Below are 17269 nucleotides of genomic sequence, written 5' to 3' on the forward strand. Positions count from 1 at the left end.
GGAGCATGACGCCTGGGCGCGTACCCGCACGCGCCTTGCTCCCGATCAACGGCGACCGTGTAGGAGCGCGCTTGCGCGCGAAGAGCTTGACCGTTGAGGCGCTTTCGCGCGCGCGCCCGCGGGACATCAGGCGCAAGCGCGGCGCCAGGTCTCCAGTCTGGCTGCGAGGTCCGCGGCGCGGTGCCCGTAGGTGTCGGGCAGGGCGCCATGGAAGCCGGTCAGGCCGCGATTGACGCGGCGCAGACGCGCCGCAGCCTCCACATGGTCGGCGAAGTCGATGCCGACCATCGTGTGCAGGCCCACGCGCGTGGGGCCGAAACGCACGACATCGCGCCAGCCCCAGCGGGTGACCCGGAACAGCGAGCGCAGCTCGATGCCGTCGGCATCGAGCCGCAAGTGGTTCGCGCCCGGCAGCAGCGTCACCAGTGCGACCAGGCCGCACAGCCCGAAGACCCCGCCGCCGATCCACGCGATCAACGGATGGCGCTCGCCGATGACGAGCGCCATCCACACGAATCCGGCCGAAATCGCCAGCAGCGCGAGCATCTTCCACGGCGACGGCCGCAGCAGCTCGAATGCCGGCAACGGGCCGGGCGCGGTCACTTCAGCGTGCGCTCGAACAGCTCGTAGATGCGGCGGTACTGGTCGTACCACGAGGCCGGGTGCTGGTAGGCGTGGCGTTCGAGCGGGTAGCTCGCCAGCTCCCACTTGTCCTTGCGCAGCTCGATCAGGCGCTGCGCCATCATCACCGAGTCCTTGTAGAACACGTTGTCGTCGATCATGCCGTGCGCGATCAGCAGGTGGTCCTGCAGGCGGTCGGCGTATTCCATCGGCGACGACTTGGCGTATGCCTCGGGGTCGATGTCGGGCGTGTTGAGGATGTTGGCGGTGTAGGCGTGGTTGTACTGCGACCAGTCGGTGACCGGGCGCAGCGCGGCGCCGGCCTTGAACGTGCCGGGCTCGCGGAACAGCGCCATGAACGTCATGAAGCCGCCGTAGCTGCCGCCGTAGATGCCGACGCGGTCTCGGTCGGCCTGGTGGTTGTCGACCAGCCAGTCGATGCCGTCGAGGTAGTCCTCGAGTTCCGGGTGGCCCATCTGCCGATAGATCGCCGTGCGCCAGTCACGGCCGTAACCGCTGGACGCGCGGAAATCGAGGTCCAGCACGAGGTAGCCCTGCTGCACCAGCAGGTTGTGGAACATCTGCTCGCGGAAGTAAGTGGGATACCGGTCGTGGACGTTCTGCAGGTAGCCGGCGCCGTGCACGAACAGCACGACCGGGTACTGGCGGCCCGGCTCGTAATTCTCGGGCCTGTAGAACTTGCCCCAGACCGTGCCCGCGCCGTGCTTGGACGGAATCTGCACGTACTCGGGCTGCAGCCAGTCGTGGGCCTTGAAGGCCTCGCTGCGGGTGTCGGTGAGCACGCGCAGTTCGCCGCCGTTGACGTCGGCCACCGCCACCTGCGGCGGCGTGTAGCTCGACGAGTGGCGCAGCAGCAGCCGGCTCTCGTCGGGCGAGAGCACGAAGTCCTCGATGCCGCCGCTCGACGTGATCTCGGCGACGTCGCCGCCGGACGCGCTGCAGACCTCGTAGCGGCCGGGCCACTGCCGGTTGCACATGAAGAAGAAGCGGCTGCCGTCACGCGACATCACCGGCGAGGACACTTCCCAGCGGCCCGAGGTCAGCGCGCGCGAGCGGCTGCCGTCGTTGAGATAGAGATGCGAATAACCCGATTCCTCGGACAGGAACCACAGCGTGCGGTGGTCCGGCAGCCAGCCGAATTCGTTGAAGTCCCAGTTGATCCACGCCGGGTCCGTCAACCGGTGGCGCGGCTGCAGTGCGGCGCCGGCCAGGTCGACCGTCGCCAGCCAGCGGTCCTTGTTGTCGACCGAGTGGATCGAGACGGCGACCGATCGGCCGTCGTCGCTCCAGCGGATCGCGCCGCCACCGCCGCCGCGGCCGTCGATCTCCAGGCGCACCGGGCGGTTGCCGCTCAGCGCGTCCTTGCCGGCGGCGCGGCGCAGACTGGCCAGCGGATCGCTGCCGATGCCGGGCAGGGCATCGGTCTTCAGCTCGCGGACCTGGCCGGTGGTCACGTCGACCAGCCACAGCGTGTGCGGCAGCGGATCGTTGCGGCCGACGCGCGTGCGCACGTCCTCGAATTCCTCGTAGCCCGATTCGGTGACGTAGCGCGGCATCTTGCCGGCCTGGCCCTCGTTGCCGCCCTTGGGCGCGGTGACGACGATCAGGCGGTCGCCGGCCGGCGACAGCGCGCTGCCGGCGATGGTGACGTTCTTGCCGAAATAGGCAGGTGCGGCGGCACGGGTCGAATCGACGCGGCGCCACTGCTCGGTCTGCGCGCGCTGTGCATCGCGCCGGTCGCGTTCGGTGCGCAGCGTCTCGATCATGTGGAACTGGCGCTCGCGCAGGTCGTCGGCCGGCGGCGGCTTGGCCGGATCGTCCTCGGCCTTGAGGCTGGTGATCTGCGCGGTGCCGCGCTGCGGGTCCCAGCCGTACCAGTCGGTGCCCGCGCGCCAGACCAGGCCGCCGGTCGGCGTCCACTGCGGCTGGGCTTCAGGTGCTTCGGTACGGGTGATCTGGGTGAGCGCGCCGGTGCGCAGGTCGCGCACGAACAGGTCGCCGTTGCGCACGAAGGCCATGCGCGTGCGGGTGGCGTCGAAGATCGGGTTCTGCGCATCGAGGTCGGCGCGTGCGGCGTCGTCGAGACGCGTCGCGGTGCCGCCGGCGACGGGCTGCACCCAGGTGTCTCGGATCGTCGCCCCTTCGCGCTTGAGGGTGAAGTACGCGCGGCTGCCGTCCCAGCTCCACCAGGTCGACTCGACCGGCGGACCGATCCAGTCGGGATCGTCCATGATCCGCTCCATCGTCAACGGCTGCGCGGGTTGCGCGAGCACGGGGGCGAGGGTGACGGGCGAAACGAGGGCGCAGGCCAGCACCCAGGGCAGCGACAGACGACGCATCGGCAGGTCCGTGGAGCGAAAAGGAGCGCGCAGTGTACCGGCGCGACCGCGCCCGCCGGCTCTGGCGAAGGTCATGCCGGGTGCACGTGCGCCCCTGCGACCAGGTGACGCGCGGCTGCGTGCCGCATGTGGTTTTCACGCCGGCGCACGCAGACTGGCGCCGCGCCAGACCCTGGAGCCCCCTTGGACGTCCTGCTGCTGTCGCGGATCCAGTTCGGATTCGTGATCTCCTTCCATGTGCTGTTTCCCGCCTTCACGATCGGCCTGTCGAGCTGGCTGGCGTTCCTGGAATGGCGCTGGCTGCGCACGCGCGATCCGGTGTGGCGCGAGCTGTTCTTCTTCTGGATGCGGATCTTCGCCGTGTCGTTCGGCATGGGCGTGGTGTCGGGCATCGTGATGAGCTTCCAGTTCGGCACCAACTGGGCGGTGCTCAGCGCCCAGGCCGGCAACATTCTCGGCCCGCTGCTGAGCTACGAGGTGTTGACCGCGTTCTTCCTCGAGGCGAGCTTCCTCGGGGTGATGCTGTTCGGCTGGGGTCGGGTGTCGGAGAAGCTGCATTTCCTGTCGACCTGCCTGGTCGCCGTGGGCACGCTGATCTCGACGTTCTGGATCCTGTCGGCCAACAGCTGGCTGCACACGCCGGCCGGCTATGAACTGATCGACGGCGTGTTCCATCCGGCCGACTGGTTCGCGATCATCTTCAATCCGTCGTTTCCGTACCGGCTCACGCACATGGTGCTGGCGGCGTTCATCACGACGTGTTTCGTCATCGGTGGCGTTTCGGCCTGGTATCTGCGCCGCGGGGAGCACGTCGATGCGGCGACGCGGATGCTCAAGCTCGCGGTCGCGTTCGCCGCGATCACCGTGCCGTTGCAGATCGTCGTCGGTGACCTGCATGGTCTGAAGACCGGCGAGGTGCAGCCGGTCAAGCTCGCGGCGATGGAAGCGCACTGGCACGAGAGCGCACCCGGCGAGGGCGTACCGCTGGTGCTGTTCGCGGTGCCGAATGCCGATGAGGAGCGTAACGATTTCGAGATCGCGATTCCGCGCCTGGGCAGCGTGATCCTGACCCACAGCTGGGACGGCACGATCGCGCCGTTGACCGCGGTGCCGCGCGACGAACGGCCGCCGGTGGCGCCGGTGTTCTATGCGTTCCGGGTGATGGTCGGCATCGGCATGGCGATGCTGCTGCTCACCGCCGTCTCGCTGTGGGCGTGGCGGCGGCGCTGGCTGTTCGAATCGCGCTGGCTGCTCGATACGTGGCGGCTGATGGCGCCCTCGGGCTTCATCGCCGTGCTCGCGGGCTGGTTCGTCGTCGAGATCGGCCGCCAGCCCTGGGCGATCCAGGGGTTGCTGCGCACCGCGGATGCGGTCAGCGACATCGACCGCACCAGCGTGATCATTTCGCTGAGCGCCTTCGTCATCGCCTATGCGGTGGTGTTCGGCGCCGGCGGCGGCTACATCCTCAAGATGATCCGCAAGGGCCCGCAGCCCTTCGACGACGGCCCCGACGCCGATGACGGCGAACGCACACCGATGCGGCCGATTTCCGCGGCCGACGGCCCGGTGGGAGACGACTGATGGATCTGGTGACCGCACTGCCGGTGGCGTGGTTCGGCGTGATCGGCTTCGGCGTGCTGATGTACGTGCTGCTGGACGGCTTCGTGCTCGGCCTCGGCGTGCTGGCCCCGTTCGCCGAAGACGGCGAGCAGCTCGACCACATGATGAACACCGCCGCGCCGATCTGGGACGGCAACGAGACCTGGCTGGTGCTCGGCGGCGCCGGGCTGCTGGCGGCGTTTCCGCGCGCCTACGCGATCATCCTGTCGGCGCTGTATCTGCCGGTGCTGCTGATGCTGATCGCGCTGGTGTTCCGCGGTGTGGCGTTCGAATTCCGCTTCAAGGCCCGGCGCGGCAAGCGGTTCTGGGGCGGCGCGTTCGCGCTGGGCTCGATGTTCGCGGCGTTCGCGCAGGGCGTGATCCTCGGCGCGCTGGTCGAAGGCATGCCGCTGGAGGAGGGCAAGTACGCCGGCGGCGCGCTGGACTGGTTCAGCCCGTTCTCGATGCTGACCGGCGCGGCGGTGGTGTTCGGCTACGCGCTGCTGGGCAGCACCTGGCTGATCCTCAAGACCGAGGGCCGGCTGCAGCTGATCGCACGCACGCTGACCCGGCCGCTGGTGCTGGTGGTGGCCGCGTTCATGGGGCTGGTCAGCGCATGGCTGCCGTTTCTCGATTCGCGGATCATGGCGCGCTGGTTCGAGGACGGGAACTTCTGGTGGCTCTCGCCGGTGCCGGTGCTGGCCTTGGCCAACGTGGTGCTGCTGTGGCGCTCCGCGATGCACGAGGGCCGCGATGCGCGCCCGTTCCTGCTGACGCTGAGCTTCTTCGGCCTCGGCTTCGCCGGCCTGGTGCTGGGCATGTGGCCGAACATCGTGCCGCCGTCGCTGAGCATCTGGGAGGCCGCATCGCCGCCGTCGTCGCAGGGCTTCGTGCTGGTGGGGCTGATCGTGCTGCTGCCGCTGATCCTCGGCTACACCGCGTGGGCCTACCGCGTGTTCCGCGGCAAGGTGGCGGCCGACGTCGGCTATCACTGAACCGGACGTCGAAATCCCGCCCTGCGCGCACCGTGCCGCGATACCCAAGCCAGGCCTTTTGCCGCACAATCCCGTGTGTTTCCGCGGTGTTCCCGGCCATGCACGCCTACGTCTACAAAAGCCAGCGCAAGGCGGATACCTATGTCTACCTCGCCCAACGCGACGCCTTCGATGCCGTGCCCGAGCCGGTGCGCGAGCGGCTGGGCGCGTTGACGTTCGTGCTCGAGGTGGCGCTGGTGCCGGGACGCACCCTGGCCCGGGAGAATCCCGACGTCGTGCGCGATCACCTGCGCCGCCTGGGTTTCCATCTGCAGATGCCGCCGACGCTGGCGGCCGATCCGTTGACCAGTGACTGGGGCACCGATGCCTGAGGCACCGCGTCGCGGGACCCGTTCCCGTTTGCGATCCGCGACCGGCCTGCTGCTGGCTGCGCTGGCGTTGACCGCGTTGACCGCGGTCGGCGGCATCGTGGCGGCCCTGGCCGGCGTGCTCGCACAGCCGGCCTACGCGCTCGCAGTGCGCGCGCGCCAGCTGGGTGCGCCGCTGGATGCGGCATCACTGCGCACCGATGCACTCGCCCTGCTCGCTGTCTGGGGCGCGGCCGTCGGCATCGCCGGCCTGGGTGTCGCCTGGCCGCTGCAGGCCTTGCGCCAGGGCGGCGAACTGGGCGCGGCGCTGGCGACGAGTGTCGTCGTCGGGCTGGCGGTGATCGGGTTCTGGCGCACTTGGCCGCTGTGGCACGCGGTGGAACGCGATGGCGGCGATCTGCGCCAGCACTGGCGCGCGCTGGCCGATCACGACACCGGTCGCTGGCGTGGCATGGCCGCAGCGGCTTGCGTCGCCGCCGTCGTCGCCCTCGTGTTGCTGCTGGCCTGGTTGCCGCCGGTGGGCGCAGGCGTGCGATCGCTGCTGGTCGTCGTCGCGGCGTTCGCGTGGTTCGCGCTGCACGACGCGCTGCAGCGGCTGGCGCCGCCGGCCCCGGTGGCGATGCAGGTCGTCGAGATGCACGGCGATCCCGCCGCCGCGCTGTTCGACGAGCCCGCCGATGCGGCGCCGGACATCGCCCTGTACGCCGCTGCGCGCGGGGGCAGGGTCGACCGCGCGCTGGCCTTGATCGACGCGGGCGCGGACGTGCACGCGCTGCCCGCCGCCGACGAACGCGACCAGCGCAGCCTGCCGGTGCTCGCCGCGGTGCTGCCGGATCTGCGCCTGTTGCGCGCACTGATCGCGCAAGGTGTCGACGTCAACGGAGCGCACGCGGGCATGACGCCGCTGCTCGCCGCAACCCGCGACAGCTGGCATGGCCGCCCGGAAGCGGTGATGACCCTGCTCGCGAACGGCGCCGATCCGCGCGTGACCGATCGCGACGGCAACACGCCGCTGCATCTGGCCGCGCGCAGTTCCGATCCCGGTGTCGCCGCGCTGCTCGGCGACGCGGCCGCCGATCTCGAAGCCCGCAACCAGGACGGCCTGACCCCGCTCGGCGTGGCCTGCGCCGCGGGCAACTGGCGGCTGGCCAAATTCCTGCTCGAGCGCGGCGCGCGGGCCGACGCCGAGGGCGGGACCCCGGCCCTGCTCGGCGCGGCCGGCGGCGACGAAGACGATGCCGCCGGTGTGCAGTTGCTGATCCGGCACAAGGCCCGCGTGGATGCACGCGATGCCGCACGTCGCGGTGCGCTGCACGTGGCGGCCTTCAACGGGCACACCGACATCCTCGCCGCATTGCTCGCGGCCGGCGCCGACGTGCGCGCCCGCGACAACGACGGCCGCACGCCGCTGCTCGACGCGGCGCGCGGTGGCCGGCTGGCGGCGGTGGAGGCGCTGGTGGCCGCGGGCGCCGACGTCTCGGCCGTCGACATCTCAGGCCGCAACGCGATCGTGCTGGCCTGCGCGGCGGATGCGCCGTCGGTGGCGCTGGTGCAGCGTCTGCTCGCCCTCGGCGTGCCCGCCGACGTGGCCGGGCCGGACGGCAAGCGGCCGGCCGACCACGCAGCCGAGTCCGGCCGCTGGGCGCTGGTGCGGGCGCTCGATCCGGCGTATCCACTGCCGGGCAATGTCGGGGCCGACGAACCCTTCGAATCCGATGCGCGCACGCCGTTCGTGCTGCTTCGGGACAGCCTGCGCGACGGGCGTTTCGCCAACCTCGACGCCGTGCTGCGCCTGCTCACGCCCGCCGATCTCGGCCGGCTGCTGCGCGACACCGAGGCGCCGCCGTCGCTGGAGCGTGTGGAATGGCTGCTGGCGCGCGGTGCCGACGTCGACGTCCGCGACGAGGCCGGTGACACGGCGTTGTCCGCGTTGCTGTCGACCGCGCCGGATGCGCTGCCGCTGCTGCAGGCCCTGCTGCATCACGGGGCGTCGCCGGGCGGCGCGGGCGGGCTGGCACGCTACCTCGTCGCCTGCGCCGATCGCGACCAGGCCGCCCGCGTGTTCGAGAGCACCGCGCTCGACCTGCTCGCGCGCGGCGCCGATCCGTTCGCCGCTTCGCCACACGGCGATCCCGCGCTTTCGCTGGCCGTCCGCCTGGGCTGGCCGCGTCTGCTCGAGCGCCTCGTCACGATCGGTGTGGATCTCGACGCGCGCGATTCGCGCGGCATGACCGCGCTGCACCTCGCCGCCGCGCTCGGGCGCGAGGCGGCGTTGAAGACCCTCGTGCGCCACGGCGCATCGGCCTCCGCGCGCGCCGCGGACGGCCAGACGCCGCTGGGCGTGGCGCTGTCGGCCGGGCGACGGGATCTCGCCGACTGGCTCGACTGGCGCGGCTGGGCGCCGCCCCGGCGCGCACTCGAGGCCGCCGACCTTCCGGCCGCGGCCATGGCCGGCGACGCCGACGCGGTCCGCCGCCTGCTGGATCTCGGCCTGCCGATCGACACCGCCGACAGCCAGGGCTGCACCGCGCTGCTGCGCGCGGCGGGTGGGGGGCACGTGGCCGTCGTCGACCTGCTGCTGACGCGCGGCGCCGATGCCGCTCGCGCTGCGCAGTCCGGGGCAACCCCGTTGTCGGCTGCGGTGAGCATGCGTCACGGCGTGGTCGTCGAGCGCCTGCTCGCCGCGGGCGCCGGCCTCGACCAGCGCCTGCCCGGCGAGGTCAGCGTGCTGATGCTGGCCGCCGCGCTCGGCCTGCCGGATCTGGCCGCCCGGCTGCTGACCGCCGGCGCCGATATCCACGGCACCGATGCCCAGGGCCTGACGCCGCTGCATTGTGCGGCTCTTTACGGCTTCACCTCGCGTGACCGGCCGCGCCTGCTGGCGCTGTTCGACACCCTGCTGCTGGCGGGTGCGGAGGTCGACGCGCCTGCCGCGGGTGGCGTCACGCCGCTGCTGCTGCTGCTGGGCGCGCGCGCCGAGCCGGGCACGGCCTGCGACGAGGACGTCGTGCTCGCGGCGCTGGAGCATCTGCTCGACGAGGGCGTGTCGCTCGACGCCCAGGATCCGCGCGGCTTCGGTCCGCTGCACCTGACCGGCCTGCACGGCCAGCTGCGGCTTGCCCGTCGCCTGCTGCGCGCCGGCGCCGATCCGGACCTGCGCGACACCCTCAACCGCACGCCGCGCGAGATCGCCGTGATGCGCGGCTTCGTCGACGTCGCCGCCGAGTTCGCGCCGGTGCAGGGCGGCGACGGCGTATCGATGGCGCGGTTCCTGCGCGAGCGCTGACAACCCGGGGTTTGCCCGGGCTTGTCCCGGGCATCTGGAAACGGCACTGTCGGGGTCTGGTCCTGCGCAGGAAGCACCCATGAACCAAACCTTGTCAGCATTGCTCGCGGTTGCGTTTCTCGCGGGCGCCGTGCCCGTCGCCGATGCCCAGACCGCGCGCCAGGCGCAGCGGGAAGTCGAAGCCTCGATGCTCGTCACCGGCCACGTCGACATCGATCGCGACGGCAAGGTGAGCGGCCATGCGCTCGACCAGCCCGAGAAGCTGCCCGCCCATGCGGTCAGCCTGATCGAACAGGCTATTCCCGAGCTGCGTTTCGGGCCGGTCCTCGTCGATGGTGTGCCTGTACTCGCGCGCGCGAAGATGAGCGTACGACTCGTCGCGACGCCGGTCGGCGATCGCGACGGCAGCATGAACGTGCGTATTGCGAGCGCGCATTTCGGTGAGGAGTACTCGGATGCCGATCGCACCAGCGTGCGCCGATCCGATCTGCGCCCGCCGCGTTATCCGATGAACATCGCCGAGATCGGCGGCAAGGGCACCGTCTATCTGCTGGTTAAGGTCGGTCGCGACGGCAAGCCCGAGGACGTGGTCGCGGAACAGGTCAACCTGACCGCGCTCGGGAACGCACGACAGATGCAGATGATCCGGGACACCTTGTCGAGGACCGCGATCGACAACGCACGCAGGCACTGGACATTCACGCCGCCTGATCGGGGGGATGAGGTGACGCGTGATTACTGGGTGGTCCGCGTACCGGTCCAGTTCGCGTTGCACGACGACAGGGACACCGCGTACGGTCAATGGAGTGCCTACCATCCGGGCCGGCAGCAGCGTCCCGAATGGGCGGCGCCGACGCCTCCCGGTTTCAGTCCCGACACGCTGGTGGCAGGTGGCGTGACGCCGGAAAACTCACGGTTCAAACTGCTGACGCCGTTCGAGGGCTGAGCGCTCCTGGAACAGTTGCACGAAAAAGCCCCGCATGCGCGGGGCTTTTTCTTGAGCGAAGATCCTTTGGATCAGCGCTTCATCGACGAGAAGAATTCGTCGTTGGACTTCGTGCTCTTCATCTTGTCGAGCAGGAATTCCATCGCGGCGATCTCGTCCATCGGGTGGAGCAGCTTGCGCAGGATCCAGATGCGCTGCAGCAGGTCCGGCTCGATGAGGTAATCCTCGCGGCGGGTGCCCGACTGGTTGACGTTGATCGCCGGGTAGACGCGCTTCTCGGTGATGCGACGGTCCAGGTGCACTTCGGAGTTGCCGGTGCCCTTGAACTCCTCGTAGATCACCTTGTCCATCGCGCTGCCGGTGTCGACGAGAGCAGTGGCGATGATGGTCAGCGAACCGCCTTCCTCGACATTGCGCGCGGCGCCGAAGAAGCGCTTCGGGCGGTGCATCGCGTTCGCGTCGACACCACCGGTGAGCACCTTGCCCGAGCTCGGCACGACGTTGTTGTAGGCGCGGGCGAGGCGGGTGATCGAGTCGAGCAGGATGACGACATCCTTCTTGTGCTCGACCAGGCGCTTGGCGCGCTCGATGACCATTTCGGCCACCTGCACGTGGCGCGCGGCCGGCTCGTCGAACGTCGAGGAAATGACTTCGCCGCGCACGGTGCGCTGCATCTCGGTCACTTCTTCCGGACGCTCGTCGATCAGCAGCACGATCATGTGCACGTCGGGATGGTTGTAGGTAATCGCGCTGGCGATCTGCTGCATCATCATCGTCTTGCCCGCCTTCGGCGGCGAGACGATCAGGGCGCGCTGGCCCTTGCCCTGCGGCGCCATCAGATCGAGGATGCGGCCGGCGATGTCCTCGCTGGAGCCGTCACCACGCTCGAGCTTGAAGCGCTTGCGCGGGAACAGCGGGGTCAGGTTCTCGAACAGCACCTTGCCCTTGCTGGCTTCCGGCGGCTCGCCGTTGATCGTGTCGACGACCGACAGCGCGAAGTAGCGTTCGCCGTCCTTGGGCCAGCGGATGCGACCCAGCAGATGGTCGCCGGTGCGCAGGTTGAAGCGGCGGATCTGGCTGGGCGAGATGTAGACGTCGTCCGGGCCGGCGAGATAGCTCGCCTCGGCCGCGCGCAGGAAGCCGTAACCGTCGGGCAGGATTTCGAGCACGCCGTCGGCGACGACGCCCTCGCCATGACGCGTCAGCACTTTCAGCAGGCCGAAAATGACGTCCTGCTTGCGCGCGCGGGCCACGCCTTCGATCGCCAGCTGGTCGGCGATGTCGAGCAGCTTGTGCGCCGGCATCCGCTTGAGATCGCTCAGCGAATACTGCGGAAAGCCTTCGGGCACGTTCGGCGGCGGCAGACGCTGCGCCTGGTCGTTGCCACCGTCCTGCGGCAGGCCGTCGTCGCGGCCACCACGCGGGCGGTCGCGCCGGTTGTTCTTGAACCGGTCGCGCCGGTTGCCGCGATCGCCCTGGTCCTGTCGGCCCTGGTCCTGGCGATTCTGGTCCTGACGGTTCGGGTTCTGGTTGTGCGGCTGGCCACCCTGCTGGGGCGGGCGCTGCTCGCCACCGTTGCGCGGACCGCCATCCTGCGACGGCGCGTCGCCCGCAGGCTTGCCGCCGGGATCGCGCTGCGGCTCGGAGGCCTGGGTCGGCGGCCGGGGCGCGGGGGCGTCCTGCGGTGGAAGCTGGAGCTGGGACTGGGGAGTGGAATCGGAAGCGGCCTCGGCGGGCTTCTTCGCCACGCGGGGCTTACGGACACGTTTCACGGCTGCATCGCCGGTCGGCGCGCCGGAATCGTCAGGGGTGTTGTCGGACAAGAGGAGAATCCTCGCTCGCTGCGAGCGCCCGGGACCGGGCGGAAGGTTGGAGACGGCAGAGCCGGGAAACAGCGCCCGGCAGGTGCGACCAGATGGGTGCGGCAGGCGAAACGCATGCCGGAGTCAGGCAAACCTAGCATCGCCGGCCCGGCGCCGGCAAGCGGGCCGACGGCGGCGATTCAGCCGCTGCGGCGCATGACGACGCGTTTCAGGGCCCAAAAAACCGCGGGCGGCTCGCTGAAAGACGCCTCGCTGGGCTGGCGCGCGCGCCAGCCCGCCGAACGGGCTGGTGCGCTGGGGGAGGCGCTCAGAGCGCCTTGTCGATCAGCTGCGCCAACTGCGGCTTGCCCACGGCGCCGATCTGGGTGCCGTGCACCTGGCCGCCCTTGAACACCAGCAGCATCGGAATCGAGCGCACGTGGTACTTCAGGGCGGTGGCCTGGTTCTGGTCCACGTCCACCTTGACCACCTTGGCGCGCCCGGCGTAATCGCCGGCCAGCTCGTCGAGCGCCGGGGCAATCATCTTGCAGGGGCCGCACCACGGCGCCCAGAAGTCGACCAGGACCGGCACGTCGGACTGCAGGACGGTGGTCTCGAAGTCGGAATCGGTGGCGTGGATGACGGCATTGCTCACGGGGGTCTCCAGTGGGGAAGGCGCCTGCATCGGCAGCGGCGCCGGGATGGATGGTAAAATGGGGGATCGTCCGCCGGAATCAAGGCGGCGCACCGCGGGATGACCCACGCGTCCCGCCCCAGGCAGTCTGCGTTGCGGCTGCCGCCCACGCAAGCACGCGGCGCCCGCACCCGGCGACGCCCGGACACGGTTCTCAAATACTCCGCATGAGCGATAAACCCTTAACCGACATCACCTTCTCGTCGTTCGACCTGCATCCGGCCCTGCTTGCCGGGCTCGAGAGCGCCGGGTTCACCCGCTGCACGCCGATCCAGGCGTTGACCCTTCCGCTCGCCCTCGCCGGGCGTGACGTCGCCGGCCAGGCCCAGACCGGCACCGGCAAGACGCTGGCCTTCCTCGTGGCGGTCATCAACCGGCTGCTGTCGAAGCCGGCGCTGGCGGACCGCAAGCCGGAAGATCCGCGCGCGCTGATCCTGGCGCCGACCCGCGAACTGGCGATCCAGATCCACAAGGACGCGGTGAAGTTCGGCAGCGAACTCGGGCTGAAGTTCGCCCTGGTCTACGGCGGCGTCGACTACGACAAGCAGCGCCAGATCCTGACCGAGGGCGCCGACGTCATCATCGCCACGCCTGGCCGGCTGATCGACTACGTCAAGCAGCACAAGGTCGTCAGCCTGCACGCCTGCGAGATGTGCGTGCTCGACGAGGCCGACCGCATGTTCGACCTCGGCTTCATCAAGGACATCCGGTTCCTGCTGCGTCGCATGCCGGTGCGCACCGAGCGGCAGACGCTGCTGTTCTCGGCGACGCTGAGCCATCGTGTCCTGGAGCTCGCCTACGAGCACATGAACGAGCCGGAGAAGCTGGTCGTCGAGACCGAGTTCATCACCAATGCCAAGGTGCGGCAGGTGATGTACTTCCCCGCCGATGACGAGAAGATCCAGTTGCTGCTCGGCCTGCTGTCACGCCGCGAAGGCGCGCGGACGATGGTCTTCGTCAACACCAAGGCCTTCGTCGAGCGCGTCGCGCGGGCGCTCGACCGTGCCGGCTACCGGGTCGGTGTGCTGTCGGGCGACGTGCCGCAGAAGAAGCGCGAGAGCCTGCTGAAGAAGTTCCAGGCCGGCCAGCTGGAACTGCTGGTCGCCACCGATGTCGCCGCGCGCGGCCTGCACATCGACGGTGTCAGCCACGTCTTCAACTACGACCTGCCGTTCGATGCCGAGGACTATGTCCACCGCATCGGCCGCACCGCGCGCCTCGGCGCCGAGGGCGATGCGATCAGCTTCGCCTGCGAGCGCTACGCGCAGAGCCTGCCGGACATCGAGGCCTACATCGAGCAGAAGATCCCCGTCGAGCCGGTGACATCCGAGCTGCTGACCGCGCTGCCCCGCGCGCCGCGCGAGGGCGTCGAGGTCGACGCCGAGGACGGCGAGAGCATCGGCGAGATCTTCAAGGAAGTGCGTGAGGCACGCGCGGCCGAAGACGCCAAGCGCGGCGGTGGCCGCAGTGGTGGCGGTCGCGGCGGCCCCGGTGCCGGCCGTGCGCCGCGTGCCGGCGGCAGTGGCGAAGGCCGCGGTCCCCGTGCACCGCGCCCGCCACGCCCGCCGACGGATGCCGTCTCAGGTGAGGCCGCGCCGGCCGCACCTGCACCTGCACCCGCACCGGTCATCGACGCGGCCGGCGCCGTGGCCGCGGCGATGCCGGACGAGTCGCGCCCGCCGCGCAAGCGCCGTCGCCGGCGTGGTGGCAAGAAGATCGAGGGCGGCGAGACGGCGACCGCGCAGACGGCCGACGCCAAGCCGGCCGACGCCGCGAAGCCGGCGCGCAGTGCGGCGAAGTCCGGGCCGCGCGAGGTACGCGCGAGCCAGCGTCCCGCTCCGTCGGCGTCGTCGCAGGATGCCAGCCCGTCCCTGCTCAGCCGCATCGGGCGCGGCCTGCGCCGGCTGGTCTCTGGTGGCGACACGCGCTGAGTCCGCCCGGCGCACGAAGGCCCCGCTCCGGCGGGGCCTTTTCGTTTGTGCCGCCGCGTGTCGGTCGTCGCGGGTCGCGGGCGGTATCGAGGCGGCCGTCGCGCCCGCCGTCGCGCCCGCCGGGGCGTCCGGCATGACGCCGTGCGCGCACGATTCCCTGCGATACTTGCGCGCATGAGCGTTCTGCGATTCGACAATGTCAGCAAGCAGTATCCCGGCGGTCACGTCGCCCTGTCGGACGTCAACTTCGACGTCGCCGCGGGCGAGATGCTGTTCGTCACCGGCCACTCCGGCGCGGGCAAGAGCACGCTGCTGAAGCTGATCCATCTGGCCGAGCGGCCGAGCCGCGGCGCGGTGCTGTTCACCGAGCGCAACCTGCTGAAGGTGCGCGGCCGCCGCGTGGCGATGCACCGGCGCGAGGTCGGCGTGGTGTTCCAGGACCATCGCCTGCTGCCCGACCGCAGCGTGTTCGACAACATCGCGCTGCCGCTGATCCTGCGCGGCATGCGCCGGCCCGAGATCGGCAAGCGGGTGCGCGCGATCCTCGATCGCCTGGAACTCGGTGCCCGCGAGCGCGCGCTGCCCACCCAGCTCTCGGCCGGCGAACAGCAACGCGTCGGCATCGCGCGCGCGATCGTCGGCGAGCCGACGCTGCTGGTCGCCGACGAGCCCACCGGCAATCTCGACCCGACACTGTCGGCCGAAATCATGACCCTGTTCGCCGAGCTGCCCGAGCGCGGCACCAGCGTGCTGATCGCCAGCCACGACCTCGGCCTGGTCAAGCGCATGAAGAAGCGCACCCTGGTGCTCGATCACGGCACGCTGGCCGACGACATCGCGCCGGAGGATCTCGCCGATGCCTGAGGCGCCTCGCAACACGCCCGCCCGCGCCGCCGCCTCGCCGGTCGGCACCTGGGCCGACCATCACGCCTACAGCGTGGTCGCCAGCCTGGGTCGCCTGTTCCATCGTCCGTGGTCGACGGCGCTGACGATCGGGGTCATGGCGGTCGCGCTCGCGCTGCCGCTGGGCCTGTGGCTGGTGCTCGACAATCTCGCCCGTCTGGGCGGCAGCATCGACGCTTCGCGCGAGATCAGCGTGTTCCTCGACCAGGACGTCGACGCCGTGCGTGCCGAAGCGCTGGCCGGCGAACTGCGCGGCCGCGCCGACGTCGGCAGCGTGGTCCACCGCACGCCGGACGAAGGCCTCGCCGAGCTGCGCGAACGCGGCCAGTTCGGCGACGCGATCGATACGCTCGACGCCAATCCGCTGCCGCACGTGCTGATCCTGACGCCCGGCGGCGACGAGCTGATGCTGGCCGAATCGCTGCGTGCGCTGCCCGAGGCCGACCTGGTGCAGCACGACATCGAATGGCGGCACCGGCTCGACGGCTGGCTGCGCTTCGGCGGGCGGGTGGTCTGGGTGCTGGGGGCACTGCTGGGCCTCGGCGCCCTGCTGGTCGTCGGCAACACCGTGCGGCTGGACATCCAGTCGCGGCGCGAGGAGCTCGGCGTGCTGCAACTGCTCGGCGCCACCGACGGCTTCATCCGGCGGCCGTTCCTGTATCTCGGCGCGTGGTACGGGCTGACGGCCGGCGCGGTCGCGCTCGCGCTGCTCGCCGGCGCGGCGTTCGCACTTCAGGCGCCGCTGGCCGAACTGGCGGCCAGTTACGGCGCAGGCTTCGCCCTGCGCGGCTTCGGCCCCGTGGGGCTGGCGGCCGTGCTGGGCGGTGCCACCGCACTCGGGTGGATCGGCGCGGGGTTCGTGACCGGTCACTTCCTGCGCCAGACACGCCCCACCGACACCTGAGACCCGACGATGCCCGTGCAGGACTTCCGTCACGTCGTCAGCGCGTCGCCGCGCATCATGGTGGTCGACGGCTCGAAACTGGTGCGTCGCCTGATCGGCGACGTACTGCGCCAGGCGCTCTCCGATGTTGAGATCGTCGAATGCGGCGGGCTGGACGAAGCGCGGGCCGCGCTCGCGCAGGCGCCGGTCGATCTGGTCAGCACGTCGCTGTTCCTGCCCGACGGCGAAGGCCTGCATCTGGCACGTGCGGTGCGTGAGGCCGCGGGCCAGCGCTACGTACCGGTGATCGTGGTCTCGGGCGATGCCCAGGCGCACCTGGAGGCGCGCCGGTTCAACGAGGACATCACCGACCACTTCGACAAGGCGCTCGGACATCGGGCGCTGGCCGAGTTCGTGCGTGGCTATGTGCACCCGGCGCCGATTCCCGACGCCCACGTGTTGTACGTCGAGGACAGCCGCACGGTCGCGCTGGCGACCCGGCGGATGCTCGAGGCCCAGCAGATGCGGGTGACCCACGTGGTGAGTGTCGAGGACGCACTGGCCTACCTCGAGGCCTATCGCGATTCGCCCGGTGCCCCCGGCGCCGACCTGGTGCTGACCGACGTGTATCTGAAGGGCGAACTCAGTGGGCACGAGCTGCTGCGCGCGGTGCGCCGCGATTTCGGCTACGGCAAGCGCCGGCTGCCGGTGCTGGTGATGACCGGGGACGGCAACCGGGAAAACCAGATCGACCTGCTGCACGCCGGCGCCAACGATCTGGTGGTCAAGCCGGCCGACGAACGCGTGCTCGCGAGCAAGGCGCTGTTCCAGCTGCGCCTGTCAGCGATGCCCGACGTCGGCTGACCCCGACGCCGGCCTTG

At 70.5% G+C, this 17269-nt stretch carries 13 protein-coding genes; 9 read left to right on the forward strand and 4 right to left on the reverse strand.

Translation table 11 applies throughout. The annotated features are described in order from the left end of the window. Positions 1-126 precede the first annotated feature (126 nt). Both ACF3M1_RS02000 and ACF3M1_RS02005 read right to left on the reverse strand, forming a co-directional pair. Positions 127-603, reverse strand: a complete 477-nt coding sequence (locus ACF3M1_RS02000) for a hypothetical protein (RefSeq protein ID WP_394003439.1) — start codon at positions 601-603, stop codon at positions 127-129. Then, positions 600-2966: a prolyl oligopeptidase family serine peptidase gene (locus tag ACF3M1_RS02005; RefSeq protein WP_394005149.1), complete on the reverse strand. Its 2367-nt coding sequence runs from the start codon at positions 2964-2966 to the stop codon at positions 600-602. The genes ACF3M1_RS02000 and ACF3M1_RS02005 overlap by 4 nt, the downstream gene beginning before the upstream one ends. A 198-nt stretch (positions 2967-3164) precedes the next feature. On the opposite strand from ACF3M1_RS02005, the gene ACF3M1_RS02010 reads away from it, so the two are divergent. The 5 genes from ACF3M1_RS02010 (at position 3165) to ACF3M1_RS02030 (ending at position 10175) form a co-directional block, all read left to right on the forward strand. Continuing rightward, positions 3165-4562: a cytochrome ubiquinol oxidase subunit I gene (locus ACF3M1_RS02010; RefSeq protein WP_394003441.1), complete on the forward strand. Its 1398-nt coding sequence runs from the start codon at positions 3165-3167 to the stop codon at positions 4560-4562. Beyond that, positions 4562-5575 carry a cytochrome d ubiquinol oxidase subunit II gene (gene cydB, locus ACF3M1_RS02015; RefSeq protein ID WP_394003443.1) on the forward strand — a complete coding sequence of 338 codons (1014 nt, stop codon included), beginning with the start codon at positions 4562-4564 and terminating at the stop codon, positions 5573-5575. Before ACF3M1_RS02010 ends, cydB begins: the two co-directional genes overlap by 1 nt. 98 nt (positions 5576-5673) lie before the next feature. Continuing rightward, positions 5674-5946: a YcgL domain-containing protein gene (locus tag ACF3M1_RS02020; RefSeq protein ID WP_394003445.1), complete on the forward strand. Its 273-nt coding sequence runs from the start codon at positions 5674-5676 to the stop codon at positions 5944-5946. Then, positions 5939-9229 (forward strand): ankyrin repeat domain-containing protein, encoded by a 3291-nt coding sequence (locus tag ACF3M1_RS02025; RefSeq protein WP_394003447.1) that lies wholly within the window; start codon positions 5939-5941, stop codon positions 9227-9229. Before ACF3M1_RS02020 ends, ACF3M1_RS02025 begins: the two co-directional genes overlap by 8 nt. Positions 9230-9308: 79 nt before the next feature. Continuing rightward, the gene (locus ACF3M1_RS02030; protein WP_394003449.1) at positions 9309-10175 is read left to right on the forward strand and encodes a protein tonB; all 867 of its coding nucleotides are present in this window, start codon (positions 9309-9311) and stop codon (positions 10173-10175) included. 71 nt (positions 10176-10246) lie between these two features. Here the strand turns inward: ACF3M1_RS02030 and rho are convergent, their stop codons facing one another. Then, positions 10247-11998 (reverse strand): transcription termination factor Rho, encoded by a 1752-nt coding sequence (rho, locus tag ACF3M1_RS02035; protein WP_394003450.1) that lies wholly within the window; start codon positions 11996-11998, stop codon positions 10247-10249. Between the two features lie 307 nt (positions 11999-12305). Next, positions 12306-12662, reverse strand: a complete 357-nt coding sequence (gene trxA / locus ACF3M1_RS02040; RefSeq protein ID WP_394003452.1) for a thioredoxin — start codon at positions 12660-12662, stop codon at positions 12306-12308. Positions 12663-12838: 176 nt separating this feature from the next. Between trxA and rhlB the strand changes: the two genes are divergently transcribed. The 4 genes from rhlB (at position 12839) to ACF3M1_RS02060 (ending at position 17252) form a co-directional block, all read left to right on the forward strand. After that, positions 12839-14602: an ATP-dependent RNA helicase RhlB gene (rhlB, locus tag ACF3M1_RS02045; protein ID WP_394003454.1), complete on the forward strand. Its 1764-nt coding sequence runs from the start codon at positions 12839-12841 to the stop codon at positions 14600-14602. 174 nt (positions 14603-14776) lie between these two features. Next, positions 14777-15466 (forward strand): cell division ATP-binding protein FtsE, encoded by a 690-nt coding sequence (ftsE, locus tag ACF3M1_RS02050; RefSeq protein WP_394003456.1) that lies wholly within the window; start codon positions 14777-14779, stop codon positions 15464-15466. After that, positions 15459-16409: a permease-like cell division protein FtsX gene (gene ftsX / locus ACF3M1_RS02055; RefSeq protein WP_394003458.1), complete on the forward strand. Its 951-nt coding sequence runs from the start codon at positions 15459-15461 to the stop codon at positions 16407-16409. The genes ftsE and ftsX overlap by 8 nt, the downstream gene beginning before the upstream one ends. A gap of 9 nt (positions 16410-16418) precedes the next feature. Beyond that, positions 16419-17252, forward strand: a complete 834-nt coding sequence (locus ACF3M1_RS02060; protein ID WP_394003460.1) for a PleD family two-component system response regulator — start codon at positions 16419-16421, stop codon at positions 17250-17252. Positions 17253-17269 lie beyond the last annotated feature (17 nt).

Origin of the sequence: Luteimonas sp. WGS1318 (genome assembly GCF_043187535.1) — a bacterium.
Taxonomy (GTDB): Bacteria; Pseudomonadota; Gammaproteobacteria; order Xanthomonadales; family Xanthomonadaceae; genus Luteimonas.

Coding starts and splice junctions, on each gene's coding strand:
- cydB (WP_394003443.1), top strand. CDS start 4,562: ATGGATCTGGTGACCGCACTGCCGGTGGCGTGGTTCGGCGTGATCGGC.
- ACF3M1_RS02020 (WP_394003445.1), top strand. CDS start 5,674: ATGCACGCCTACGTCTACAAAAGCCAGCGCAAGGCGGATACCTATGTC.
- ACF3M1_RS02025 (WP_394003447.1), top strand. CDS start 5,939: ATGCCTGAGGCACCGCGTCGCGGGACCCGTTCCCGTTTGCGATCCGCG.
- ACF3M1_RS02030 (WP_394003449.1), top strand. CDS start 9,309: ATGAACCAAACCTTGTCAGCATTGCTCGCGGTTGCGTTTCTCGCGGGC.
- trxA (WP_394003452.1), bottom strand. CDS start 12,662: ATGCAGGCGCCTTCCCCACTGGAGACCCCCGTGAGCAATGCCGTCATC.
- rhlB (WP_394003454.1), top strand. CDS start 12,839: ATGAGCGATAAACCCTTAACCGACATCACCTTCTCGTCGTTCGACCTG.
- ftsE (WP_394003456.1), top strand. CDS start 14,777: ATGAGCGTTCTGCGATTCGACAATGTCAGCAAGCAGTATCCCGGCGGT.
- ftsX (WP_394003458.1), top strand. CDS start 15,459: ATGCCTGAGGCGCCTCGCAACACGCCCGCCCGCGCCGCCGCCTCGCCG.
- ACF3M1_RS02060 (WP_394003460.1), top strand. CDS start 16,419: ATGCCCGTGCAGGACTTCCGTCACGTCGTCAGCGCGTCGCCGCGCATC.